At 54.6% G+C, this 26340-nt stretch carries 20 protein-coding genes and 1 riboswitch; of the genes, 7 read left to right on the top strand and 13 right to left on the bottom strand.

Going from position 1 to position 26340, the window contains the following annotated elements; all coding sequences use genetic code 11:
- Positions 1 to 393: 393 nt before the first annotated feature.
- The 5 genes from ABIE48_RS24550 to ABIE48_RS24570 form a co-directional block, all read right to left on the bottom strand.
- Positions 394 to 1350 carry a DMT family transporter gene (locus ABIE48_RS24550; protein ID WP_145029507.1) on the bottom strand — a complete coding sequence of 319 codons (957 nt, stop codon included), beginning with the start codon at positions 1348 to 1350 and terminating at the stop codon, positions 394 to 396.
- 127 nt (positions 1351 to 1477) lie between these two features.
- Positions 1478 to 1639: riboswitch (FMN riboswitch) on the bottom strand.
- A gap of 227 nt (positions 1640 to 1866) precedes the next feature.
- Positions 1867 to 2973, bottom strand: a complete 1107-nt coding sequence (locus ABIE48_RS24555) for an S-layer homology domain-containing protein (protein WP_192717394.1) — start codon at positions 2971 to 2973, stop codon at positions 1867 to 1869.
- Between the two features lie 216 nt (positions 2974 to 3189).
- On the bottom strand, positions 3190 to 6837 hold the full coding sequence (locus ABIE48_RS24560; protein ID WP_192717395.1) for a DUF6359 domain-containing protein: 3648 nt from the start codon (positions 6835 to 6837) through the stop codon (positions 3190 to 3192).
- 276 nt (positions 6838 to 7113) lie between these two features.
- Positions 7114 to 7662, bottom strand: coding sequence for an AAA family ATPase (locus ABIE48_RS24565; RefSeq protein ID WP_192717396.1), 549 nt, complete (start codon positions 7660 to 7662; stop codon positions 7114 to 7116).
- A 70-nt stretch (positions 7663 to 7732) separates the two neighbouring features.
- A complete protein-coding gene (locus ABIE48_RS24570) occupies positions 7733 to 9763 on the bottom strand; it encodes a bifunctional 2',3'-cyclic-nucleotide 2'-phosphodiesterase/3'-nucleotidase (RefSeq protein ID WP_354519822.1) in 2031 nt (676 codons plus the stop codon).
- Between the two features lie 307 nt (positions 9764 to 10070).
- Between ABIE48_RS24570 and ABIE48_RS24575 the strand changes: the two genes are divergently transcribed.
- The 6 genes from ABIE48_RS24575 (at position 10071) to ABIE48_RS24600 (ending at position 16017) form a co-directional block, all read left to right on the top strand.
- On the top strand, positions 10071 to 11048 hold the full coding sequence (locus tag ABIE48_RS24575) for a phosphate/phosphite/phosphonate ABC transporter substrate-binding protein (protein WP_076173590.1): 978 nt from the start codon (positions 10071 to 10073) through the stop codon (positions 11046 to 11048).
- Positions 11049 to 11163: 115 nt separating this feature from the next.
- Positions 11164 to 11934 carry a phosphonate ABC transporter ATP-binding protein gene (gene phnC / locus ABIE48_RS24580; RefSeq protein WP_145029517.1) on the top strand — a complete coding sequence of 257 codons (771 nt, stop codon included), beginning with the start codon at positions 11164 to 11166 and terminating at the stop codon, positions 11932 to 11934.
- Positions 11931 to 12746, top strand: coding sequence for a phosphonate ABC transporter, permease protein PhnE (gene phnE, locus ABIE48_RS24585; RefSeq protein ID WP_192717397.1), 816 nt, complete (start codon positions 11931 to 11933; stop codon positions 12744 to 12746). Before phnC ends, phnE (ABIE48_RS24585) begins: the two co-directional genes overlap by 4 nt.
- Positions 12743 to 13570 carry a phosphonate ABC transporter, permease protein PhnE gene (gene phnE, locus ABIE48_RS24590; RefSeq protein ID WP_192717398.1) on the top strand — a complete coding sequence of 276 codons (828 nt, stop codon included), beginning with the start codon at positions 12743 to 12745 and terminating at the stop codon, positions 13568 to 13570. Before phnE (ABIE48_RS24585) ends, phnE (ABIE48_RS24590) begins: the two co-directional genes overlap by 4 nt.
- Before the next feature lie 225 nt (positions 13571 to 13795).
- Positions 13796 to 15529: a hypothetical protein gene (locus tag ABIE48_RS24595; RefSeq protein ID WP_192717399.1), complete on the top strand. Its 1734-nt coding sequence runs from the start codon at positions 13796 to 13798 to the stop codon at positions 15527 to 15529.
- 218 nt (positions 15530 to 15747) lie between these two features.
- Positions 15748 to 16017: a hypothetical protein gene (locus ABIE48_RS24600; RefSeq protein ID WP_076173586.1), complete on the top strand. Its 270-nt coding sequence runs from the start codon at positions 15748 to 15750 to the stop codon at positions 16015 to 16017.
- Positions 16018 to 16159: 142 nt separating this feature from the next.
- Here the strand turns inward: ABIE48_RS24600 and speD are convergent, their stop codons facing one another.
- The 5 genes from speD to ABIE48_RS24625 form a co-directional block, all read right to left on the bottom strand.
- Complete coding sequence (speD, locus tag ABIE48_RS24605; RefSeq protein ID WP_116234020.1) at positions 16160 to 16966, bottom strand: adenosylmethionine decarboxylase; 807 nt, start codon at positions 16964 to 16966, stop codon at positions 16160 to 16162.
- Between the two features lie 173 nt (positions 16967 to 17139).
- Complete coding sequence (locus ABIE48_RS24610; RefSeq protein WP_076173584.1) at positions 17140 to 17907, bottom strand: ABC transporter permease; 768 nt, start codon at positions 17905 to 17907, stop codon at positions 17140 to 17142.
- Positions 17908 to 18669 carry an ABC transporter ATP-binding protein gene (locus ABIE48_RS24615; RefSeq protein WP_192717400.1) on the bottom strand — a complete coding sequence of 254 codons (762 nt, stop codon included), beginning with the start codon at positions 18667 to 18669 and terminating at the stop codon, positions 17908 to 17910.
- A gap of 15 nt (positions 18670 to 18684) precedes the next feature.
- A complete protein-coding gene (locus tag ABIE48_RS24620) occupies positions 18685 to 19548 on the bottom strand; it encodes a pentapeptide repeat-containing protein (protein WP_145029531.1) in 864 nt (287 codons plus the stop codon).
- 14 nt (positions 19549 to 19562) lie between these two features.
- Entirely contained in the window at positions 19563 to 19892 is a 330-nt protein-coding gene (locus ABIE48_RS24625) for a PadR family transcriptional regulator (RefSeq protein WP_192717401.1), read from the bottom strand.
- Between the two features lie 438 nt (positions 19893 to 20330).
- On the opposite strand from ABIE48_RS24625, the gene ABIE48_RS24630 reads away from it, so the two are divergent.
- The gene (locus ABIE48_RS24630) at positions 20331 to 22064 is read left to right on the top strand and encodes a PQQ-dependent sugar dehydrogenase (RefSeq protein ID WP_192717402.1); all 1734 of its coding nucleotides are present in this window, start codon (positions 20331 to 20333) and stop codon (positions 22062 to 22064) included.
- A gap of 9 nt (positions 22065 to 22073) precedes the next feature.
- Here the strand turns inward: ABIE48_RS24630 and ABIE48_RS24635 are convergent, their stop codons facing one another.
- The 3 genes from ABIE48_RS24635 to ABIE48_RS24645 form a co-directional block, all read right to left on the bottom strand.
- On the bottom strand, positions 22074 to 22466 hold the full coding sequence (locus ABIE48_RS24635) for a YmaF family protein (RefSeq protein ID WP_105444991.1): 393 nt from the start codon (positions 22464 to 22466) through the stop codon (positions 22074 to 22076).
- Between the two features lie 326 nt (positions 22467 to 22792).
- On the bottom strand, positions 22793 to 24064 hold the full coding sequence (hflX, locus tag ABIE48_RS24640) for a GTPase HflX (RefSeq protein WP_076173579.1): 1272 nt from the start codon (positions 24062 to 24064) through the stop codon (positions 22793 to 22795).
- Between the two features lie 511 nt (positions 24065 to 24575).
- On the bottom strand, positions 24576 to 26174 hold the full coding sequence (locus ABIE48_RS24645; RefSeq protein WP_192717403.1) for a sensor domain-containing diguanylate cyclase: 1599 nt from the start codon (positions 26172 to 26174) through the stop codon (positions 24576 to 24578).
- Positions 26175 to 26340 lie beyond the last annotated feature (166 nt).

A 26340-nucleotide genomic window follows, 5' to 3' on the forward strand; every position in this document is an offset into this window, starting at 1 on the left:
GGGACAGCACTTCGCCTTTAGCTCATTTTATATACATGCAAGCGTGATGCAGATTTCACGTCTTCAGATCGGAAGGTTCGTGCCCCATGGTCCGAAGAAACCAAACCTCTTCATTCCGAGGAAACCGCATACCCTTCACGAAAAAGTACGGCGCGGGCTGACGGACTCATGCGGCTAAAACGTGTTCTGCAAGCGCTTTCCGTAAAATGTATGAGGGATCGCTTGGAAATGATGACTGATTTATTTTTTAAATGTGCTGAAAAAAAGTTACTGAAATCCTTCGCACGGTTTGCCCTTCCCTTCCAAACAAAAAACGGCCCCTGCCACCAGCAGGAACCGCTTTTCAAACCTATATGAAATTGCGTCTTTAAATCCTGGACTGGCTTGTAAGCTTTAAGCCGCGCTCTTGCGGGAAATTGCGAACAGCGCCGCCCAGATCAGGATAAATCCGACCGCTTGTGTTGGCGTCACGACCTGATGAAATACGATCCAGTTGATCAGCACGCTCACCATCGGGAAGCTCAGTTCCGCCAGCGTCGCCACCGATGCTTTCGTCGTCGTCAGCCCTTTATAGTACACCATCAAGCTGAACAGTCCCGGCAGAAGCGCCTGCCCCAGCATGTTGATCGACACTGCAGCCAGCGTTCCCCCGTCGGTATGCACCTGCCAAGGATCTCCCTGATTGATGGTAATCCCGATCAGCAAAGGCAGCGCCAAGATGAAACGCAGCGAAGTCACCGTCTCATACTCCATTTTTCCGACCATCAAACGACCCATGACCGTGGAACCGCCCCACAGTGCCGCGGCACCCAGCGAGAACAAGCTGCCGACCTTGACGAAATCATTTACATGCCCGAACGGAAACGTGAAGCCGAAGGTCAACAAATACGTTCCGGCCAGCGCCACGATGAACAGCCAGGTGAAATGCTTCGGAAGCTTCTCACGCAGCAGCAGTTTGGCCATAAGAATGGCGAAGATCGGCTGCAGCTTCTGCAGCAGAACGACTGCGTTCAAGTTCCCGGAAGACAGACCCTGCGTAAACAGGATGGTTGCAATCGCTGAGCCGCCCCACGACAGGAAGAGCAGCGCGCCGATATGGCGCAGTTTCAGGCCTTTCAACTCGCTCCGATGTTTCCACAGCATCGGTGCGACGAACAGCACCAGCAAAATATGCTCGATGAGCACGATCTGCGTTGCCGTCATATGTTCTTTGAGCAAAATGATCCGGAACAGCGGATCCGCTCCCCACAATGCTGCACCCAGCACGACCAGCCAAAAGCCGGATTTGCTGCGTTCGGCCTTCCCGCTTACCGCGGGCCGGACCTTGATATTGCTGCTTACATTTTCCATACTCCAGTTCCCCTATCCCTGAATACGGAGTCAACATTGGAAAACCCCCGAGATCGACATCAATCGACACATCGGGGGTTGATCAAATAAGCTTGCGGAAATGTCAAAATTTCGCACATGCCTATTCTTTGATCTTCTCCCATCCGGACTTTACCGTCGGCCCTGGATTTCCACCAGGTCAGTCGCCGCCTTATTGCTAAAGCTGCGAGTCGCGGGCTTGACGCCGTCTTCACCACAAGAAGAGACGCTCACCGCCGGTCAGGAATTTCACCTTACCCCGAAGATCCATATTCATTTATTTTTATTTTTTTCATGCAACTTACATTGTTTTCATCATTATAGCATAAATGTATCCAAAAGTGTTTCAGTTTTTTAATAGCTTTTTATTTCCATGGATTAAAAATTTGGATATGGGGCTGGAAATGGACATTTTTCGGTATATCCGAGCCATTTAAAATGACAGACGGCAGGCATTGATGAGCCTGCAGCAAGCACTGAACGGACTCGCGGCAGCACTTATCGCTGCTCAAGCACCGACAGGATCACGGCAACCGCTTCAGCCCGCGTTGCGTGCGCGTTCGGGGCGAACAGGCTGCCCGCTCTTCCATGCATGACTCCTTTCTCCACCGCTGATGCGATATACGGCTTGGCCCAGGCCGGAATTTGACCGCGGTCGGCAAAATTCAAACTTCCCGCACCGCCCGGTGTTCCGGTACCGAACGCCCTGACGGTCATCGCCGCCATTTCGGCCCGGGTAATGAGCCGGCTTGGCCCAAACGTGCCGTCGGCATAACCGTTCATGATGCCGCGCGACACGGCATCCTGAACAGAGGCCAGCGCCCAGGCCGGAATTTTCTTCGCGTCGGAAAAAGCCAGCGCCTGCGAGCCGGCCGTCTGACCCATCGAGACCGCACGCATCATCATGCTGGCGAACTCTGCCCGGGTCACTTCCTTGCCCGGCTGAAACGTGCCGTCGGGATATCCGCTGACCCATCCCTGCTGGACCGCATTCAGAATTGGCTGCTCCGCCCAGTGGCCGCGGATATCCCGGAAAGAGCCCGGCGTTCCTTCCGCTTTGCCCGGCCGGACCGTGATTTCCGGCTTGACGGACATCTCGGATGAGCGGAGAGCGGAATCCACCAATTTGGCGCTCTCCACGGCCACTCGGGACGTAGCCGCCTGCAGCGCCGTAAACTCAATGACGGCGAGCTGAAGCTTGCCGCTGTCTCCGGCTGTTTTTCCTACTTTGGTGTGGGCCAGACGGATTTCGTTGTTTTTGACAATCGGTTCGACCGAAAAGCCGGATGTCCCCGAGGAAGCGGTGCGGAAAGCCAGCTTCGCCGGGTCAAAGCTGAGCGTCAGCTCATACGCATACAAGTCCTTCAGCTGCTCGCAGGTCACCGTGACCGTCACCTTGGAGCCATTGGAAGTTGCCCCCAGTGACAAGGAAGGGACCTCTGCAGCGGCGGCGGTTCCTGCAGCAGCCATGGTCGTGACAACCGGGGAGCTGCCAGCCATTCGTACTTCGGAAACTGCAGCGTTTGCGGGGTTTCCTGATCCGATGAGTCCGACACAAATGGCTACAGCCCATGCGGCATAGCGGGTAGATTGTTTTCGTGGCATACGTCCAGCCCTCTTTCCATGAATTGAAAATCGCAGGAGCAGCCTGCACCGCTCCTGCGATTGTATCCTTTTCTAAGCAGTTGATTTCTAATGCTGCTTACGACCATATCCATTGGATGATATCCATCCCGATACGGTCCCAATACCCGCATGAATCATGCGAGACATGGCACAGCGTATGAGCCGGGCTTGAAAACCTTCCGGTTCTCTATCCCATTACTTCGCGTACCAGCTGCCGATGATCATCTGCGCTACCGCAGCCAGCGAACGGATCGAAATTTCGCCTTCGCTGAACAGGTCCGCCGGAGCAACGCGGCTCCAGTTGGGATCCGTTGACTGGATGCCGTAGTACTTGGCGAGGATGGACAAATCCTGCACCGTAATCTGCACCGCACCAGGTACCAGCGTGATCAGCTTCTTCTGGAAGGTGGTTACGGCGCTGCCGAGTGCAGCCGCAGCCGAATCCACCTGATTTTGCGTCGCGGTAGAGCTGCCTTTGACCGCGTTCGCCGCCTGGATGGCCGACAGCAGTTCGGCCTTGGCCGCAGCCGGATATTGGCCGACCTTATCGCCTGTGACCGCCCGGTCATAGATGATCTGCGCGGAGGCAATCGCCGAAGTGAGGGCCGACTTGTCCACCGGAATCGAAGGAACCGGGATGACGGCGTTCTTGAACGTGCTGACCGCCGCTTTCAGAGCAGTCAGCGCATCGTCGATCGCCTTCTGCGTTGCAGCGGCATCGTCCGCCACGCGCTTGGCGCCGCTGATCGCCGACAGCAGCGCGGTCTTCGCCGATGCCGGGTACTGCCCCGGCTCGGTTCCCGTGACGGCCTGATCCGCCAGCTTCTGCGCTTCGCCGATGGCGGCAAGCAGCGCCGCCCGGTCAGCCGTGGCGATCTGGATCTGCAGCGCAGCGGAGTCCGTGTTCACCGGGCTCGAATTGCCGTCCGCCGAAATGTTAAAGGCGGACACCGACACGGCTGCGCTTCCGGAGACGCCGGCTTTCAACGTGCCGCGGAGCTTCAACAGCTCCCCGTCTTCCGAGACGGCGTTCTCCTGGCCGGTGCTGGCCATGATGATGCGGATCTCGCCTGATTCCGGCTTCACCCCGGTGGCCAGCACGCCAAATCCGGTGCGCGACGAGCTTACCGCGCCTTCGGCCAGTGCCAGCGTACCGTCCGTATTCGCCACGGTCGCAAATTCCAGCTTGGCCGGATCGTACTTGACGATCAGGTCCAGTGCCGTAAAGGCAAACGACGGCTTGGTGATGCCTATGCCCAAATCAACCTGCGCTCCCGCGGAAGCAGCGGCCGGACCGGTCAGCACGGCGGAGTTCGGCGCCTGCGTCCCTGCCGCTTCAACCGTGATGCTGACCTGGAGCGTATCGGTACCGCCCTTTCCGTCCTGAACCCGGAAGGAAGCTGTGTAGCTGCCTTCCGCAGCCGGCGTCCACGTGAATTTTCCGGAAGCCGCATCAAAGGCCGCTCCCTCCGGCAGCGACACCGCCTCATAACTTAACGCGTCTCCGTCCTCATCGTTGGCGTACACCGAAAACGTCACTTGCTGCCCGGCTTTCACGGTCTGGGCAGGCACGTCGGCAAATGCCGGAGCGTGATTGTCTCCGGCAGCCCCAGCCGGACGAATATCGCTTTCTTTCAGAAGCTTCAACTGGTAGGCGCCTTTAAAGATCGAAGAGATCCCGGTAATATCGACGGCCGTTCCTGCCGGATAGGCCTGCTTCAGCGCATCTGCGCTGATGCCCGTCCGGCTGTCGACGCGGACACGGTTCGTCGTGCCGCCGCTGACGAGATCGAATTCCAGGGAGCCCGTGACAGTGGCGTAGTTTTGCACCGCCGCGTTTTTGATCGCAATAAGCTGCCCCTGATTGCTGTCATTGACCGCGGCCGCAGCCTGCGGAACCGGAGCCGGAATATCGGCCTGGGCGTCCAGCTTGGCCACCTGGACCTCGTTGGCCAGCTCGACCTCGGTGTTATAGGTCAGCTTTTGCGCGGTCAGCTTGACCTTATCCCCGACATGGTAGCCTGTCGCTTTGCTCGGATACACATAGACACCGCCGGTGCCGTCCTGCATGTAAAATCCTGAGCCGCCAAAAACTCCCGGCTCCGACGTGACCACACCCTGCACCGTAACGTAATCGTTGTCCGCCACTTTACGCGCTTCCGCGATGGTTGTCAAATCGGGAATGGTAACGACGGGCGGCGTACCGCCGGCTCCATAGGAACCGGCTTTGTAAGTCGTCGGATCATACCATTTATACCCTGCGGCCGGCGTCGTCCACGGCTCAGTTCCTGGAATTTCGGCCGATGTTGCCGGTTCTTCCAGCTTGCCGAGCAGCGGCGTCGGCTCATCAAGCGTAATGCCCTGATTTTCGAATGTTGCGTAATCTTCATGAACTGCCAGCCATTTTACCGTCTGGACGAGGAAGACGGCGTCCTGCGCTTCCCCCTTGAAGCCGTCGTAAGTCGTTTTCTTGCCGCCGTTGTCCTCGCGGACGTATCCCGGCGTTGGGTCCTCGACCGGCGATGAGTCGCCGATGAATGCAGCCTTTCCTTTTTCCAGCTTGGAAACGGCAGCGAACGGCCCTTCGGCGATACCACCGTTTTTATAGACGCCTCCGTTCGGGAAGTTTGCCTTGTCGCTGTTTTCTACGGCATTGCCCCAGCCCGGCACATTTTCCGGGAGGTAGACAACGCCCTTGACCCGGGTCGGATCCAGAATCGTCAGCGTGGAGCCGCTGTGCATCTCCACATCATTAACGCCTGCGGTAATACCGAAAGACTGATCATATTTCACCGCGTCGGTTTTGGTAACGTCCCCAACCGAATTGAAGCGGAAGCGCACGCCGAAGTTCTGGCCGAGCCAGTCTGTGCTGGTTACGTCCTGCATCGCGCCCGATGCCGCTTCGGCGGTGGACATGCCCTTGGCCGGATTACCAAATGCTCCGCGCCGGTAGCCGTTCATCACTTCCGAGGAGTCCCAGCGGTTCAGGTTCCGGTCGGAATTGTAGTGGTCGGAGATGAAAAATATACTGCCGCCTTCCTTGACATACGTCAGCATGGCGGCCTGCTCGGACGCCTTAAACGGGATGTTGGCTTCGCCGATAATAAAGACGTCGTATTGCTTCAGTTTGCTCAGCGTAATGGCCGGCGTGTCAAAAGCGTGCGAGTCCATCGGCAGCGTTCTTTGCAGCGCGTCCACTTGGAAGCCCGCATCCCTCAGCCCGTCGGCAAAGTCTGAAAATGCGCCGTCAATGACCCAGTCCGAAGCTCCGGCCGTCTGTCCGTGCGTTTCGTCGAACAGCACCTTTTTCCCCGTGCCATCCGGCAGCGTCGTCGGAACGCCGATATTTTCGCTGCCCGGATCCGCCGGGTTCGGCGTGCCTCCGCCGGGATTTTCTCCGGACTCCCCGTCCAGGGACATTGCTGTCGGGCTTTTGATTCCAGCCATGCCGCTGTACGCAGCCAATTGCCCGGTAACGGTCAGTTTTTTCCCCACGTTGGCGGGGTTCGTCTTCAGACCGTACTGGGAGCGGTAGGAAGCCGGGATCTGGACATCGATCATGTTGCTCTGTGTCTTCTCCCCGGGTGTATCGGCAATCAATACGTTAAAATCGTCCTGAAAGCCCGAATAAATCGGTTTGGAATTGTACATCTCACCGACGATGTAGCCTTCAACGGTCGCGGTTTCTCCGCTGTTGTTTTTGGCAAGAGCTTCGGCCACCGTGAGCGGAACCGCAGCCGCAGCCTGTGCGGGCATGTATCCCAAGGCGGCGGACAGCAGCAGCAGCCATGCCAGAAATAGACCTGTGAGCTTTTTCCTGCGGACGAAATACGGGTTGTCCATCTTGCGAACTCCTCCTTTACATTCCGGCAATTATGATTGCGGCTTCCTCAGGTTAACATCCCTTTATTATGGCTTATTGCGGATTATGTAAAATATGGGACTGCTGTGCAAATACACCGTGGTTGTTAAGGAAACCCTTCCCTACCTTGGATTTTATATGAGGGAGCGGAAGGGCGGGCAGTGCCGCAGTCCTCATTTTGGCGCAAAAAAAAGAGAGACCTTTAGGCTTATGCCTGGGACTCTCCCCTCAACATTGATGTCATACCCTGCCGTTATTTAACGAATCTTGGCTTCTGCTATGCCGGACATGATCTTGTCCACTGTCTCCCCCGGCGTCAAGCTGGAGGAATCCAGCCACAAACCGAACCGGGGCGTTTCATCATGCAGCACGCGGTTTAAGGCGTCCACCGTCCAGGCCCCGTAGCCCTTTTTGGACCGCTGCGCTTCCCGCCGCTCCACTGCCTCAGGGCTGGGACACAGCACCACCAAATATACCGGGCGGCTCTGCAGGAAGGACAAAAAATCTTCCAGCACCCGGCCGACGATGACGTCCTGCACCACGACCGTAAACCCTGACCCGGCGTACGTATCCGCCGCCTGCGCGGCAAGCCGGTAGCGAAGCAGCAGCTGGCCCAGCTCCTCTTCGGAAGCGTCCGGCTCGACCTCCTTCCGGTCGTTCACGATCATTCTCCGGAACAGGTCGCCGCGAAGATGAACGGACTTGTCGAGCCGCTCGGCGAGCAGCTGCGCTACCGTCGATTTGCCGCTTGCCATAATGCCGGTAATTACGATAACGGCAGGCTGCTGAATGGAATGAGCTGCCATGTACGATCCCCTCCTTGAATACCCGTTATCCTATCATTATATATTGGGCATTTTCGGATCGTCAGGGGATTTATTCCTTTAAACCAATCTTTCCCGGATTCCGGGCCTCCGTCTCCCGCTCCGGCGACCGCCGCCCCAGATCCAGGCTGAAAATGCCGAAGCCTTGATCGTTCTGCCGCCCGGTATATCGGATGTGCGGATAATCTCCAGTATATTTCACCGCGTCAGGCGATGTCGTAAATGTGACATTCACAGGGCCTTCCACCGGTGTGAAGCGCCAGTTCGGCTCCGCCTCAGCCGGAATTTCACCGCATGCCGTAATGTAGTCAATCAGCACCTGCCGGCATTCATCCTCGGAATCGATGACCAGCTCCATCTCCCGGATCCCGGGGAAATTGCCGCCGCCAAAGACCCGATAGTTGCTCGAAATCACGATAAACTCCTGATCCGGATCCAAGGGAGCCCCTTCGTAACACAGACGAACGATCCTGCTGGCATCCGGGTCGTTCAGACTGCCATCCAGCTTATATTTGGCCGGCTGCGTTACGTCGATCTCGTACGTGATGCCGCTGATCACGTCGAAATTAAACACGGAAAACTGCGGGTTCAGCAGCGGCTGTTCCTCCGAGGACAGCAGATCGATGCGATTGTACGCTCCTGCGGTCATTTCCAGCCACTCCTTGACGGCCCGGCCGGAAATCCGCACCCCTTTGATCGTATTGTCATACAAATACAGCTCCGTCGCGCTCTTGATCGCAATCGGCCCGGCCGGAATATCCGCATATTCCTTGGGACCGTTGCGCCCCGCTTTGAACGGCGAGCCCACGGACAATACCGGCAGCTGCTGCAGCTCCGGCATGGAAGCCGCAATCATCCGCCGGGCGTACCACGTCTGGGCATGGTTGACGAGCTGAACGGAGGCGTCATCCTGCACCAGGGAAAAATAGCTGTGCAGCGGGGCATGAATGGTACCGATCGGCTCATTGGCATAGGCGACGGTCGCCTCATGGTCCTGCCGGAGGAGCTCGGCGATTTCTGCGTCTCGAAGCGGCGTGTCGCGTGCCGCATCCTCCTCCTTTTCCAAACGGCGGACCGAGGACGTCCCCTGCACCACCTGCCATCTCCCCTGCCGAAATTGAAGCGACAGGTCGATCACGCCCAAATGCCCTGCGCCGAACCCGGCCTGTACGGCCGGAATGCCGTGAATCGTCCCCTTTTCCGGATTGATGTCCGGAAGGAGTTCACCGCTCTCATCCTTAAAGGAAGCATCCAGCAGATGCTTATCCGCAGGAAACACATGATGCGTATGGGAAAAGGCCAGCGCATCAATGCCAGGCACCAAACTGAGCGGATACACCGCGTTCTCGGCATTGCCGTCCGTCAGCGCCACCTTGCCGTCGAAGCCCGTATGAGCCAGCGCCACGACCAGATCCGCGCCTTCCTCCTTCATCTTCGGAACCCATTCCAGCGCGGACAGCAGGATGTCCTTTACCTTCACCCGGCCTTCAAGGTTAGCTTGGTCCCAGTCCATGATTTGCGGCGGCACGAAGCCGATGAGCCCAATTCGGATAAGATGGTCCTGCCCGGCATCGTCCAGGCATCTTTTATCCAAGATGACATACGGTTTATACCTGTTCCGGCTGCATTCCTCAGGCTCAAGGCCAACGCCCTCATCGAAATATACGTTGGCGTTGACATAGGGAAAATCCGCTCCGGCAATGACGTCGTCCAGCATGTTGAGTCCATAGTTGAATTCATGGTTGCCCAAAGTTGCCGCGTCATAACCCATCGCATTCATGACCCGGATTGCGGGGTGAACGTACGGCTCTTGCCCTTGCTTCATGGCGACATATTTTTTAGCGGCGTACGTTCCGAGCGGCGTTCCCTGAATCAAGTCTCCGTTATCCACGAGCAGCGTATTCGGCACCTCATCCCTTGCGCTTGCAATCAAGGCGGCTGTCCGGACCAGCCCGATGGAGGCATCCCGTTGATCCCGGTAATAATCATAATCCATCAGGCAGGCATGCACGTCCGTCGTCGACAGAATCCGCAGGCTGACCGTTGTATTGTTATCGGGGATCATCCCGTTCACTATATTCATCGATGTCTCCTCTCCTCCCGACCGGCTTGAAACAAGCCGGCCCTTCCTATTTTCCAGTATAACGGAAAACCATTAATTCCACGTAAACGCCCTTTCGGACCTGTTTCTACTTATTGGAAGTAGACCTTTCGCCTTAGAAACACGCCGGACCCTCCGTTCTGAAGTACTAAATTTTTACATTCGTTTACAAAAGACCTCTTCTCCGTTAACCCTTGTCCCCTGGAACGTGTGATAAGCTCTTTCCTGTCAGACGGGGCTAAACCCGCTACTGGCCAAATAGATGAATCAAGTGGAGAGGGGATCATCCATGTTTAAAAAAGTACTATCCATCAGTATGACCTTGGCCCTGGCTGCCGGCTTAGCGGCATGCGGGTCTAAAACCAGCGGCAGCGACTCGGGCAGCACAGCCGCCTCATCGGCCTCGGGTACGGCGGAAGCGGCTGCCACGGCTTATGTGCCCAAAGAACTGAACGTGCAGTTCGTTCCATCCCAAAATGCCGACACCCTGGAAGCCAAAACGAAGCCGCTGGAAAAGCTCCTCGGCGACCGTCTCGGCATTCCGGTTCATGTGACGGTTTCCCCGGACTATAACACGATCGTGGAAGCGATGGCTTCCAAGCAGGTGGACGTCGGCTTCCTGCCGCCGAACGCTTACGTACTGGCCCACGACAAAAAGAAAGCCGCCGACCTGCTGCTTCAGGCGCAGCGCTACGGCATTAAAGACGATACCGGCGAAGACACCACGGAAAAGGTCGATTTCTACAAAGCGATGATCGTTGTGAAAAAGGATTCGCCGATCCAAAGCCTTCAGGACTTGAAGGGCAAAAAGATCGGATGGCAGGACGTCACTTCCTCCGCCGGCTATGTATTCCCTGCGGCTGAGCTGAAGAAGGAAGGCATCGATCCGGACAAAGACGTCCAGGGCGTGACGATCAAAGGGCATGATGCCGCCATTATGGCGCTCCTGAACGGTCAGGTTGATGCTGTCGCCGTATTCCAGGATGCGCGCAACACGGTGAAAAAGGACGTTCCGGACGTCTTCGAAAAGACCCGCGTCCTTCACTATACGGCCAAAATCCCCAACGATACGGTCAGCGTGCGCAACGACATGGACCAAAGCTGGAGGGACAAAATCAGCCAGGCGTTCATCGACATTACGAACGATGCGGAAGGCGCACAAATCATCAAAGACATTTACACGCATGTCGGCTATGCCAAAGGCGATGACAAAAACTTCGATCCGGTTCGCGAATACGCCGAAGCCGTCGGGCAGGAAATCAAGTAAATTCAAGCATATCATTTCAATGTAGATACAATGAACCGGGCAGCACCGTCCAATGGCTTCATGGCGGTGTTGTTTTCCCGTTTTATCTGAAAATACGACAGAAAGTTGGAATCTCATGATTGAATTCGATCACGTCTCCAAAGTGTACCCCAACGGAACGGTCGGACTTCGCGACATTAATCTGACCATCAAGGAAGGTGAGCTTGTCGTCATCGTCGGACTGTCCGGCGCGGGCAAGTCCACCTTTTTGCGCAGCATTAACCGGCTGAACGAAATTTCCTCCGGGGAAATCCGCGTCGGCGGACAGTCCGTCACCCGCGCTGCCGGCCGCCAGCTTCGGCTGATCCGCCGCGATATCGGCATGGTGTTCCAAAACTTCAATCTGATCAAGCGCCAGAGCGTGCTCAGCAACGTGCTGTCCGGGCGGGTCGGCTACCATTCGACGCTGCGGACGATGCTGGGCTGGTTTCCGAAGCCGGACGTCGCCATCGCGCTCGAAGCTCTGAACCGCGTCAACATCCGTGAAAAAGCCTACGTCCGCGCCGACCAGCTGTCCGGCGGCCAGCAGCAGCGCGTCTCGATCGCCCGCGCGCTCGCGCAGGAGGCCCGGGTCATTCTCGCGGACGAGCCCGTCGCCTCGCTGGACCCGCTCACCACCCGCCAGGTCATGGACGACCTGAAGCGGATCAACCGCGAGATGAACATTACGACCGTGATCAACCTTCATTTTATCGACCTGGCCCGGGAGTATGCGACCCGGATCATCGGGCTACGCGCCGGCGAGGTCGTTTTCGACGGTACCCCGGAGGAGGCAACAGACGAGGCGCTGGCTGAAATCTATGGGCGGCCGGTCCTCAAAGACGAGCTGCTGGGAGGCGTGTCATGAAGGCGGCGCCTCAGGCAGGGCCGCTGCAGCCGGCCTCCCTTCCCGGGATGGCTCCGCCGCCGAAATACAAGCGGTACGCGGGGTGGATCGTCCTGATCGCAATCCTCATCGCCTGCTCGATCCGCACCGAGGTCACCCCCTACCAGCTCATCACCGGCCTGCCGCAGATGGGCGGCCTCCTGGCGGAAATGTTCCCGCCGGATTGGAGCTATCTGCCCACGATATGGGCCCCGATGATGGAAACCGTGCAGATCGCCGTGCTCGGCACCTCCCTCGGCGGGCTGCTGGCGATTCCGGTGGCGCTGCTGTCCGCGTCCAATCTGCGCGTCAGCCGCTTCGTCTCGCTGCCGGTACGGATGGTGCTGAACCTCGTCCGCACCGTTCCTGACCTGCTGTTCGCGGCCATATTCGTCGCCGTGTTCGGCATCGGCCCATTTGCAGGAATGCTGGCGCTCGTCTTTTTCTCCTTCGGCATTATCGCCAAGCTGACGTTCGAGGCCATCGAAGCGATCGACCCGGGGCCGCTGGAGGCGATGTCGGCCGTCGGCGGAAACCGGCTGCAGATCATCCGGTATGCCGTTATCCCGCAGGCACTGCCCTATTTTATGTCGTATCTGCTGTATACGTTTGAGGTGAACGTGCGCGCAGCCGCCGTGCTCGGGCTTGTCGGTGCGGGCGGTATCGGCCTCCTGCTCGACCGCTCCCTCGGCTTGTTCCGGTACGACCGCGCCTGCATCATCATCCTGCTGACCCTCGTCATCGTTCTGATCATCGATTACGGCAGCGCGCTGATTCGGAGGAGATTATTATGAACCGTAACACATCTTTGCCGCCGTCCGGCACGCTGGTGTCAGCCGGCTCGGCACTTCGCTCACGCATCCGTTTAGGACTGGTCACGCTGGTGGTGATTGCCGTCTACTGGTGGTCCATCCAGGGGATGCACTTTGAAGGGATTCAAGGGACGGCGGGCACCGTCTCCAAGTCCATCCTGACCGGCTTCCTGCATCCGGATTGGTCTTTTGTGTATATTCCGGACGGAGAGGATCTGCTTCGGGGTCTGCTCGATACGCTCGTCATCTCCGTCCTCGGCACCATCGTTGCAGCCGTCGTCTGCATTCCGTTCGCTTTCTGGGCTTCCAGCAATATGAGCCGCGGTCTCGCGCTGTCCGGCATCGGCAAGCTGGTTCTGAGCGTCATCCGGGTGTTCCCGGAGATTATCGTGGCGATTCTGTTCATTAAAGCCGTCGGTCCCGGCTCCTTTGCCGGCGTTCTTGCCTTGGGCATCCATTCCGTCGGCATGCTGGGCAAACTCTACTCGGAGACGATCGAGAGCATCGACCGCGGGCCGGAGGAGGCCCTGATCGCGTCCGGGGCGAACCGCCTGCAGGTGCTTCGGTATGCGGTGCTGCCGCAGGTCATCCCGCAGTTCCTTTCCTACTCGCTGTACCGGTTCGAGATCAACATCCGCTCTGCCACGACCCTCGGTCTGGTCGGTGCCGGAGGCATCGGGACCCCGCTGATTTTCGCGCTGCAGGTGCGCAACTGGAACCGTGTGGGCATCATTTTACTGGGGATCATCGTCCTGGTCATCCTGACAGATCTCATTTCGGGATGGGTGCGGAGAAAAATCATCTAAACGAGGTCGCTGAATAACAGGTAAGAATGGACACAATAGCTGCATTTTTGCAGCTATTTTCTGTTTCCAAGGTAAATGTCGAATGCCTGATGCCGCGGTTTCCAGCTAACTTGAAAATAAGACAAACCTCATATGCAGAATGGTTACAGCGCACCTGTTGGGCAGCCTGCTCCTGCCGCACAATAGAATTTGATCATATTACCAATGCTAAAGGAGTGTTGCAGATTGACGACAGCCTTGCGCAAGCCGGCGATGATGTTGATGGCTTTGGTGACAGGAATTTGTCTATGGGTGAGCCAGACCGCTACAAGTTATGCGGACATAAGCTCTTCCCAGCTAGAAGTGGAATGGACCCAATTGTACGGGGATTCCACGAACTACAATACGCCGGATCATGTGGCGCCGACGGCCGATGGCGGCTTTGTCATGCTCAGCGACCTCACGAGCCGTACCTTTGGTCCCACCAGTCTTCATGTGATCAAAACGGATGCAAGCGGCGGCACCGAGTGGGAGACGGACTTTTTCGACGATCATTACGTCACGGAAGCGTATCACGGGTACGACATTCAACAGACCCGGGACGGAGGATATATCATTGGTGCAGCCCTCGATGACCGTTCCAATGGCGGGCCCCTTTATCGGGCATACCTCCTTAAGTTGTCGTCCACGGGACAAGTGGAATGGAACCGGGCCTACAGCACCGTCTTCGCAAATCCGGTCAACAGCGTCCAGGAAACGAGCGACGGCGGTTTTATCGTGACGTCCTCCACCTATAACCGCTCCGATACGGCTCCTGCCTACGTCTTCAAAACGGACAAAGACGGCAATATGCAATGGGACCATACATTTCGTTACAGCGGGGGCGGACCGACCGATTTTAGGGATGGTCAAGTTTTCAACGCTGCTGCCGAGACTTCGGACGGCGGTTTTTGGGTGGTAGGCAGATACTATGATTCCTCTACATACTATCCTTTGTTGGTCAAATATAATGCTTCCGGAAACCTGATATCCAAACGCATAAAAGAGACTTCGGACTGGGGGAGGCTGGATTACAAGCAGATCATACCCTCGGCTGACGGGAAGGGCTATATCATGCTGAATGCCGAAGGCCTCTGGGAAATTGACCGTTCCGGAAATACGCTGTGGAACCTGAGATTAACCGATTCCTCGCGGGAATTGGACGATATTTCGTTCTTGCAAATGAGCCAGGTAGACGATGGTTATCTGGTACTCGGCAAAGATCAAACGAGCGATGATCATGTGATCCTGAAGCTTAACGCCGAAGGGAAAACCATGGATGTCCTGCGCCAGGAGATCCCCGGGTATACGGGAAATTTCAATCACGCAGCCCTTCTTCAAGGCGGCGGGTTTGTATATTTAAACAGTATCGAGTCCTCCGCTTATCTTCAGCTCACGAAGTTCAAGCTCGTATCTCAAGGCGAGCAGCCCGGCGAAGGTGAATTTTTCCTGGATGACAGCGAGTATTCCGTGACGGTAAACGACATGATTGATATCGTCGCTTTGTTGAAAAAACCGGACGGCACCGTCCTTCCGGTGACCAAAGAGACCCGATTTTCAATCGAGAATCCCGAGATCGCATCCATTGACGAAGAGGGTAATATTATCGGGCTGGCACCGGGCCTGACGAGTATTAAGGCCGAATATAACGGACAGACAGCCGCCGCCTCCCTTCTGGTCGTCAAACCTTACGTCCCAAAACCGGTTAACAGCATAAGCGAAGAGACCGGTCCAGCCGAGTCGGATTCGACCGACCCGGGTTCCGTTGTTCCGGGCAGCACGGATCCTGAACCGTCCAATCCGGTCCCGGCCGATTCAGGTGATACCGCCTCAGGTTCGTCCGATCCAGACACGTCCAATCCCGGAAGCGCTGATCCTGACTCGTCCGAGCCAAGCACGCCCGATCCGGCAGGCGCCGAGTCTGGCACATCTCAGCCATAAAAGGTTTAATCCCGCATCACGGCAACGAGATCGCCCCCTCGTGTACAATCATGAATTTTCTCAACGGGCTCTCTTCTACTAAAAAAGACAGGATCCACGTGGCTTTCCCACAGATCCAGTCTTTTTTTTACTATCCGGCTGAAGATGCTTTTCCATCCCCCGTATGTTACAATAATGGAAATTAAATGTAATTTTAAACAAAAAAGGAGCTGACCCCCATGGACCCCAACCGATCCCGTTCCGCCAGTCCGCAAGGAAAGCCCGCAGTTCACGAAACGCAGCCCGCGAGCGAAACCGCTGCGACCCTTGATCATGAAAGTTATGTTGACGAGCAGCTCAGAAACATACAAACCATCGAAGGCGGCGGCCCGCCCAAAAAGGTCAATATGGACCAGCTCCCCGCCCCGATCCGGTACTTCGGCTACTTTTTTATGTCCGGCATCGCCCTGTTTGCGGTGATCTCCATCTTGATCAGCATTTTCAAATAACTGCCGCCAGCAAAATAAAAGCGCCGTACCCCTATGTGAGCACAGCGCCTCATTGCCAGCGTAGTTAGGCTTTTATTCTCTTTCATGACTTCATCGCCTTATCGAATTTAACTTCATCACTTCCGCACCAGGTTCATCTGCCTCACACCAAATTTTTGCCGTAATAAATCTCGTCCATTTCCAGTGTAATCCGCTCCGTGATTTCTTCCTGCTCGCTCTCGCTCAGCGTATCCTTCGTATAGCCGAACAAGTAATTGTCCAGGTCAAATTCCCGCAGCTTGCATTTCGTATGAAAGATATGCTCCTGATACACGTTCACGTCGATCATGTCGTACATATCCTTCACCTCATCCGGGATATAGTTCTGGATCGAATTGATATCGTGGTCGATGAACAGCTTATGGCCGTTAATATCGCGCGTAAATCCGCGAACCCGGTAGTCGATGGTCATAATATCCGTGTCAAAAGAATGAATGAGATAGTTCAGCGCCTTCAGCGGCGAAATCTCCCCGCAGGTCGATACGTCGATATCGGCCCGGAAGGTGCTGATGCCCTCGTCCGGATGGAACTCCGGATACGTATGAACCGTAATATGGCTTTTATCCAAGGCCATGACGACTGAATCCGGCAGGGGCCCGGGCGATTCGGAATAAGACTCCTGTGGAACCTCCACCACCGGCCCTTCGGAGACGAGAATTGTCACGCTCGCCCCCTGCGGCACGTAATCCTGTTTGGCTATATTCAGCACGTGAGCCCCGATAATATCCGACACCGTCTTCAGAATCGTCGTCAGACGCTCCGCATTATACTGCTCATCGATGTATTCCAGGTAAGCCTCGCGCTCTTCTTTGGTCCGCGTAAAGCAGATATCATACATATTAAAGCTGAGCGACTTCGTCAGGTTGTTAAACCCATGCAGCTTAACGTGCTGCTCCGGTATTTCCTTCATTGCACATTCACCCCGCTGTCTTCATGTCCACTGCCTAATATTCCCTGATCATGGTGCATTATCCGTCTAGAACGGCAGCTTTTGTTTATTTACACTTTTTACCCCAAATGGGGCAGGGACAAACAAAGCCGGATGGTAGGCAGCAGCTTGAGATAAGCGGGGATTTACGGATATCACACCCGTTTCTTATATGCTCTCATTGCAAAAACATATGCCACGAGCATGATTCCGACGCACCATGCAAGAGCGACCCAGATATCATTGCCCACAGGCTGACCTGACAGCAGCGAACGGATCGCTTCTACAATCGAGGTCACCGGCTGGTTGTCGGCAAAGGCGCGAACGACCCGGGGCATCGAATCGGTCGGCACAAACGCGGAGCTGATGAACGGCAGGAAGATAATCGGATAGGAAAAGGCGCTTGCTCCATCCACGGATTTGGCGGACAACCCGGCAATCGCCGCGACCCACGTTAACGCCAGTGTAAACAGCATCAGTATGCCGGCTACGGCAAGCCATGGCAGCAGCCCGGCCGACGAACGAAAGCCCATTAATAGCGCAACAAGAATGATGACGACCACCGATATGGCATTGGATACCAGCGAGCTGATCACATGTCCCCACAGCATGGTGGAACGGGCAATCGGCATGGAGTGGAACCGCTCGAATATGCCCCGCTGCACATCGATAAACAGGCGGTACGCCGTATAAGAAATTCCGCTTGCAATGGCAATCAGCAAAATGCCTGGCAGCAAATAATTTACATAGTTATCCGTGCCGGTTTGAATGGCGCCTCCGAATACATAAACGAACAGCAGCATAAATGCGATCGGCATGATCGTGACCGTGATAATGGTGTCCCAGCTGCGGAAAATATGGCGCATGGAACGTCCGAGCATCACACCCATATCGCTGAAGTAATGCTTCTTTACCGCTTCCATTTACTTTTCCTCCTTTTTGCCAACGATGGCAAGAAATATGTCTTCCAATGACGGCTGTTTTTCAACGTACTCTACCTTTGCAGGCGGGAACAGCTTTTTCAGCTCCGCGAGCGTGCCGCCCGCGATAATCTTGCCCTCATGCAGAATGGCGATTCGATCGGCAAGCTGTTCAGCTTCCTCCAGATACTGCGTGGTCAGGAATACGGTCGTGCCGCCTTCGGCAAGCTCCTTGACGATCTTCCACACCTCGATGCGCGCCTCGGGATCAAGCCCGGTCGTCGGCTCGTCAAGGAAAATGATCTGCGGTTTTCCGATCAGGCTCATGGCGAGGTCGAGCCTGCGGCGCATCCCTCCCGAATAAGCAGATACTCTCCGGTTCGCGGCATCCGTTAAGCCGAAGCGCATAAGCAGATCGCGTGCGACCACACGCGGAGCTGCGAGATGCCGCAGCTTGGCGATCATGATGAGATTTTCCTGCCCTGTCAAATTTTCGTCCACGGCGGCAAACTGACCGGTCAAACTGATCGACTGCCGTACATGGTCCGGCTTTGAGGTGACATCGAATCCGTTGACGGTGGCGGTTCCGCCGTCAGGCTTAAGCAGCGTGGTAAGGATTTTTACGGTTGTCGTCTTACCCGCCCCGTTGGAGCCGAGCAGGGCGAAAATGCTTCCCTGATCCACCTCAAAATCCACACCTTTTAGAACTTGCTGCTGTTTGTAGGATTTTTGCAGTCCTTTGACTTGAATCGATTTGTTTGGCATATCTTCTCCTCCTTTTCAGATCACCGTAACTTTTGACAAATCGGCATCCATGCCCTTGAGTGCGGCAAAGGTCAACTTATCCATCGTCGCCCCGTCAAAGCAGATCGTTTTAACGGCGCGGTAATATTTCTTGGACAACAACGACCCTTGAAAAGACACATTTTTGAGCGTAGCGCCCTTGAACGAAACTTCCTTCAACCCGGCTCTGTCGAACTTGACGCCAATGAAGATTTGACCATCGAAGCGCTGCCCTGTCAGATCGGATGATGTGAAGTCCACCCCGTCGAATACACAATTATCAAAGACGGTTTTGGTGAGAGCGGTCATCGTCAGGCTGACGTCGGTCAGGTGAACGCCTGTGAATGTGGCTCCGGCCAGCCACGACTTGCTGAAGTTCGTTCGTACAAGAGTGGATTGGTTAAAGCTTGCATTGGCCAGGTCCAGGGTGGTCAGGTTGCAGTCGGTCAGGTTTGCGCCGTCAAAACGGGCATCCTTCACATCGCTGCTCTTAAATGAACTGCCGGTCAAATCCGCATTCGTGAAGTCGGAGCCTCGGAGCGTGCTTGATGTGAATTTCCCCTTATGTGCGGTAACGCCCGCAAAGTCGCTTTCGGCCAAGTTGCTCGCACTGAGGTTGGTCAGCACCTGCCGCTCCAGCGAACGGGAAAGGTTTGCCACCTCCAGTACGGTTTGCTCAATGTCGCCGATACTGTCGATGGTCATCTCCAAAGCCGTCTCATCGTCCTTGCCCTCGGCTTTCAGCTCACGGAACCGCTCCTGCAGATCGGAGTGCAGGTCGGCCTTTAATTCGCTGACGCTTCTCACCCCTTCGTATGCAGCAAAAACCTCGTTCAGATAATTCGTCAATTTCTCGTTCATCCCATCATCTCTCCTTATAATAAGTTTTCAAGCACCCGCTTGGCGTACTTCCAGTTGCTTTGATTGCGTTCATAAGTTGCCTTGCCCTTCTCGGTCATCCGAAAATACTTGCGCCGTCCGCCCTGCGATTCACCGCCCCAATACCACTCGATATCACCGTCACCTTCAAGCCGCCGAACGCTGGAGTACATCGTGGCTTCCTTTAATTCATACTCACCGCCCGAACGCTCGGCAATCAGCTTGACAATTTCATAACCGTAGCAGTCGGCTTCGGATAAGAGTCGTAAAATCATCGTGTCGGTATGGCCTCGCAGCAGGTCGGATGTGATTTTGTTGTCTTTCATGTAATCACCTCCATATCTGCATGATACGATATACTACTATGACTGTCAATGTAATTTGCTAATAAAAATACTTTGCCGAAAATACAGGTGCTTGAAGAATAAGAAACGGTGTACATTCAGCAAAAACAAACTTGGTTTAACGAGATTTCTTTTGCGGTTAAATGGTTCACCCCTGCTGAAAACAGAAAACAGCGGCAATCTAAGACTGCACTTCCAGTCCTAGTCCACCGCTGTTTTTAGCATCAGCCCTTGATGAGAGCCTGCTGCAAAATGGGCTGCCGTCCGACAAATATTTTCCGGGAAATGACCATATTTTCATTCAGTCATGAACCTTCTATTGAAATCAGGAATGGAATATACATTACAAGCCTTAGTCTGGAAATCTAGCGACATCCTGAACACCACTTTCCTTTTGGAGGATCGAGGAGGAGTGTATCAATGAACGAATATGTACCGCAGGGAATGGTTCAAAAGCAGTATCACTGGGAATGGGTCAATTATTTTCTGTACCGGCATCTTCAAGAGAATAACCCATTTCCCAAACTGAAGGCACCGCTGAACGATTTGCTGAACAAGCAGGAACAGCAATTGGATGCATTGAGGAAGCTCGCTGCTTCACTTGGGGTATCCAGTCCTTCTGCAACGGTGAATATAAGGTATAATCTGCTTCTGGACTGTATCAAAGAACTCCATCAGCGGGAGTATGAATTATTACAGGAGTACATCAGCTATCACGATTACTTTTTGCCGGTTTCCTCGTATTCATTGGGGATCGAAGACTTGATAAAGTCACAGCTGGCGCAGGTCAATACGCTTACGGAATTAAAAGCGGCATTTGGTCAGCTTTTCAAACCCCAACACGAAACGCAAAAACCTGATTACATATTGGAAAAGGGGTACCGGTTAACGCGGATCGCCACAGGACTCACGTTCCCGACCGTTATGACATTTGACCCCCAAGGAGCGGTCTATGTTGCCGAAGCCGGGTTTGCTTACGGGACTGAACCAGGAAAGGGCCGCGTGCTCCGCCTGGAATCGGATGGCTCCTTTACGGAAATCGCCTCAGGATTTGGAGGTCCTGTGACAGGCATTGCCTGGCATCATGGGGATTTGTATGTAGCTGCAGGAAATTTAGGGGAAAAGCCGGCAGACGGATGCGGGGAAATTATTCGAGTATCGCCGAACGGCAGCAGGCAAACGATTGTCAGCGGGCTGCGCACATGCGGGGACCATTTTACCGGAGACATTCTGTTCGGCCCTGACGGCAAACTGTACTTTTCCGTTGGTACCGCCACGAATTCGGCTGTTGTAGGGCTGGATAATATGCTGATCCTGAAGCATCACCCGCAATTTCACGATATGCCGGCCAGAGACTTGGAATTGATCGGCACCAATTTTATTACCCGGGATCCGCTATCCGATCAACCAGCGGCAGCAGTAACGGGGGCATACCATGCCTTTGGTGTTCCGAGCAAAAAAGGGGACATCGTCAAAGGCCGATTGTTGGCTAACGGGGTCATCTACCGCTGTAATCCTGACGGAAGCCACCTACAGATCGTCGCAGACGGCTTCCGGAATACGTTCGGTTTAAGATTTTCCCCAATTAACGGGAAACTGATCGTAACGGACCATGGCGCGGATCCGCGGGGGAGCCGGCAAATCAGGCTTGATTGGGATAAGATTTGGGAGGTCACCCCAGGGGGATGGTACGGATTTCCGGAGCTGTTTAGCGGTTTGCCCGTAACCCTCCCCCACTTTCATGCCGCGGAACAAGCGAAGCCTGCCTTTCTTATCCGTAACCATCCTCCGCTTGCCGCTCAACCACTGGCCCGTCTGCAGCCGCATAGCGCTTCCATGAAATTTGATATTTGTGCAAACGCTGATTTCGGCAGTCCAGGGGAGCTGTATGTCGCCCAGTTTGGAGAATCCGGTTTTGAAAAAACCGAGGAACTTCCTGGATTCAAAGTGGTTAAAGTCAACCTGGATACCGGGCAAATTTCCAACTTTCTGACCAATCCGCTTGGCGAATCCACGAAACAAGGGCCGATCCGGCCCATTGATGTCAAATTTAATGCCGAAGGAAATGAGCTGTACCTTGTCGATTTTGGCCTGATGGGTAAGCATAACCCGACTCCTGGAACCGGGAGCCTGTGGAAGATCGTGAAAGTATAGCGGATCGGCTTAATCCTCCTCTTCGTTCCCTGTTCTGCCTCCGTACCGATGCGAGTGCGGGATTCTGCCGTTAACGGTGGTATAACCCGCAAAATCGTGATAATGCCCGCCTCCCGGCAAAGGAATGGCCGGTCCCGTCGTCCCTTGAATATAATGAACATGCTGATCATTAAAAGATGTTTCCACATGATAACGGTGGACATGGGGAACGCCGCTGGGGGCAGGTTCTGTTGTTCCGGCGTAGTGATGATAGTGCCCCACGTCAAACGAAGTATCACCTGAAATCGGATGAACATGGACCCGGACCGGCCTTCCATCCCACGAAGTAATAAGCAGGCTGTGATGATGTTCGGAACCGGAACCTTCAGAATGAAACAGCAAACCTGTGATTGGGATTTCCAATGGACTAACCTCCTATGATTCAAGTTATCGGTTTGATCAAGCAAAAAACATCGGCTTCATCATACTGCAGAAATCATATGGCGTTAGCCTGTTCCATTATGCAGAAATATGGTTTACGGTTAAAAATCTTACAAACGGTTGAAACGTTCAGCCATGGCGGTCATCCATCCGATAGTTAGGCAGCAAAAAACCTGCCGATTCACGACCTCAGCTTGTCGTGAATCAGCAGGTTTTTTGTAGATGATAGAATTCATAAATTTTCAGCGGAGCTGAACCAATGCTTTCTGTCTCCGGCGAACGTACGTCGATAGACGTTTAATTCAGCATTATTCTATAACGTATTCGCGATATTTCTCAAAGTCCTGAAGCCGGCATTCCAGCGAGAGCCGTGTACCTTCATTTTCATACTCGGTTGCGTGGATGCTGGCATGCTCGTTCAAATACGAAACCACCTGGCCCCGGTCATACGGGATCAGCATTTCGCAGGTGACGTAATCCTTGAACACGGAGCTGCGGATCAGATCCACCAGCTCGGTCATACCGATTCTCGGCTTGGCTGCCAGATAGACGCTTTTCTCCTTGACCTCTGGAATGTCCACGCCCGCCAGATCGCATTTGTTATAAGCAAAGATGGTGGGAATGTCCGTAACGCCGATGTCCTTCAGCGTGTCCTCCGTAATTCGGATCAGCTGCTCATACTTCGGGTTCGAGTAATCCACGACATGGATGAGCAGGTCCGCCTCGGACACTTCCTCCAGCGTCGACCGGAACGCCTTGACGAGATGATGGGGCAGCTTGCTGACAAACCCGACCGTGTCGGTGAGCAGAAAGGATTTATGATCCTCCAGCTGTATGCTCCGCACGGACGTTTCCAGCGTGGCGAACAGCATATCCTTCTCGAATACCGCCTTTTCGCCGGTCGGTCCGGCCGCAGAATAGGCCTCCAGCATGGCATTCATGATTGTCGATTTGCCCGCATTGGTATAGCCGACCAGCGACACGACCGGAAGCTCGTTTTTCTTCCGCTGCTTCCGCTGCGTCTGCCGCTGAAACACCAGCGATTCCAGCTCCTTATTCAAGGCGCTGATCTTCTCCTCGATCCGGCGGCGGTCCAGCTCCAGCCGGGTTTCGCCTGAGCCGCGGTTGTGCATGCCGACGCCGCCACCCTGCCGTCCGAGGGACTCGCGCAGGCCCACGAGGCGCGGCAGCATATACTGCAGCTGAGCAACCTCCACTTGAAGCTGGGCTTCCCGCGTTTTGGCCCTTTTTTCAAAAATATCCAAAATCAGAATCGTCCGGTCGATCACCTTGCACTCCAGATCCGCTTCCAGGTTGCGAAGCTGCGACGGCGAGAGCTCGTCATTGAAAATAATCAGATTCGCCTCGAGTCCCCGGAATAAGCCGCCCAGTTCCTCGACTTTCCCGGTACCGATGTAATGGGATTTGTTGACGCGCTCCATATTTTGCGTCAGCTGCCCAACGACCTCCACCTCGCAGGCTTCGGCCAAATTGCCGAGCTCCTCCATGGAGTATTCGAAATCGGGCTGGTTGTTCAGGTTCACGCCGACTAATATCGCTTTTTGTTGAATGGGTTCCATATATTTTACCTCCGAATTAGCTTGAATTGTTCGATGAAACGAAAAAACCGCAGGCTGTACCCTGTGGTTTAAAGCGAACGGATATATCAGCGCTGGAAAAGAAGAACTCCCTTGCTCGATGACAGCTGCCCGTCAAGCTTAAGGTGTCCTAAGCATTCTCCAATCAGGCTGGTTTTATGTTATTGCATGAGGAACGCCATACGGCTGCCTGAAGACAGCAAAAAGAGGGTGGATCACCCTCCCTCTCATACACCCGGCATAACTCAAATAATGAGCACACTCGGCACGTATATATCGGGTTCCAAAAGATATGCAGACCAATCCCGTTCGCTCCGCACAGGGGCAGAGCCTTTGAGCACTATTCAGTTAGCGGCACAAAGTGAAAAAACGGAATTTGATGTAGTACATATCTAATTCGAACCCTCCGATCATTATAAGTATCCCCATGTTAACACAACAGCGCGGCGGACACAATTCCCAATTTCCAAAAGATGAAATGATTTTATTTTCGCTACCTTCCCGCACGTACCTGCGTAACCTTCGCTTCCCCCGACAGCGTGACGCAGTTGCGTCCGCCCGTCTTGGAGCGGTACAGCGCCTCGTCCGCTTTCAGGATCAAATCGCGCGGTGAGCGTCCATGCTCGGGATATGCCGCTACGCCAGCCGAGATCGTCACCGGCACTCCGATCGGGTTCGCGGTTCTCTCCATCTCTTTTCTTAAGCGTTCGGCCACCACGCCGGCTTCCCTCGGCCCGCTGCGCTGCACCAGAATCCCGAATTCCTCGCCCCCATAGCGGAAGCACAAATCCCCTTCCAAGGACACGTTTCGCATCAGCTGGGCCAAGTGCTTCAGCACCTGATCGCCGAGCACATGCCCATAGGTATCGTTGACTTCCTTAAAGTGGTCAATGTCTATTAAAATGACCGCAAAGGGCACATGGTACTCGGTCCACTGCTGCAGCACCGTATCCAGCGTCCTCCGGTTGGCCAGCCCGGTCAGCTCGTCGACGCCCGCCTCGTTCCGAAGCTGGGTCAAATCCTGATTCAAGTGCTGGAACGCGATTTTGACGCTTTGCGACAGCAGCCTGACCTCATAATAAGCCGATTTAATGTCGGGGACGTTCTGCGGGCGTACCGAGCCAAGTGTGGCCTGGTCGGAAAATTGAGCCAGCGTATTGAGCGGTTTGGCAATGCGGCTGGCCACCCACCATCCCAAAATGAGGATCAGCAGCAGGAACGGAAGGGAGGCGAGAAGCACCCTTTTGATCAAATCATGAAGCGGCTTGTCAATGACCGACGTCGGCGTCTGGGAAATAATCCCCCACGAGCTGCTCGGTTCATAAGCGTAACCCGCAAAGAATTGGCCCCCTTCGGAGTTCGTCACCCGCTGCGACCCGCTTTTTTTCATCAGGACGTTTTTCACGACCGGATTGCTGATGACCGATTTGCCGATTCGCTGCTTGTCCGGATGAAAAATGATGGCCCCGTTCTTCTCCACTACGTAAACGTAAGACCCGTTGCCGAAAAAGTGCTCCTTCAGCATCGTGCTGAGCACGTTTTTATCTTCGAGATAAATGGTTCCGCCGACAAACCCTTGATAAGCGCCGGATGCATCGACGATTGGTGCCGAAATGAGGATAATGTACCTCCCTGTCGTCGCCCGGTAGGGGTTCGAAATAAAGGGCGCTTTTAAGGAGACCGCCATTTTGCTCTGGGCCGAGGTCAGCTGATCCCCGACTTCAATGCCGATCGTATGCGGACTGAGCGCCCTGACGATGCGGTTGGCGTCCGCAACGACTATAGAGTTGAAATACTGCGTATTCTCCTGAAACAGATCGTCAAAGAGCTGGGCGTCCATCTCCTGGCTCCGCCCGGATATTTTGGCAATCGCATTGATATTTTGCTGCATCGTAACGAGAAGCTCGTTCGTATTGGAAGCCAGCTTTTTGGCATACTGCTCGTTATTCTGAAGATAATTGCCAATTAAGGAGGCGCGGTTGACTTGAACGGCTGAAGTGATGCTGGTCAGCATCGTAAGCAGGATCGCAATAATGACAAGCAGGCTGATCGTAAACCGGAGCGTAAAACCTTTTTGGATCAAATATTTCAACGTTATATCCACCTTGAGTCTAAAAATAGAAAAAGATGTCGCATCGTGACGCTTTACATTATACATGAACGCCGGAAGTGCATCTATAGCGTGTTGTGACATCTGCTGTAATAAGAAAAACGTCTAACGACGTACTTTCAAAGAAGACAGACCGCGTCTAGAGGAA

The organism is Paenibacillus sp. OAE614, assembly GCF_040546645.1.
GTDB lineage: Bacteria > Bacillota > Bacilli > Paenibacillales > Paenibacillaceae > Paenibacillus_AQ > Paenibacillus_AQ favisporus.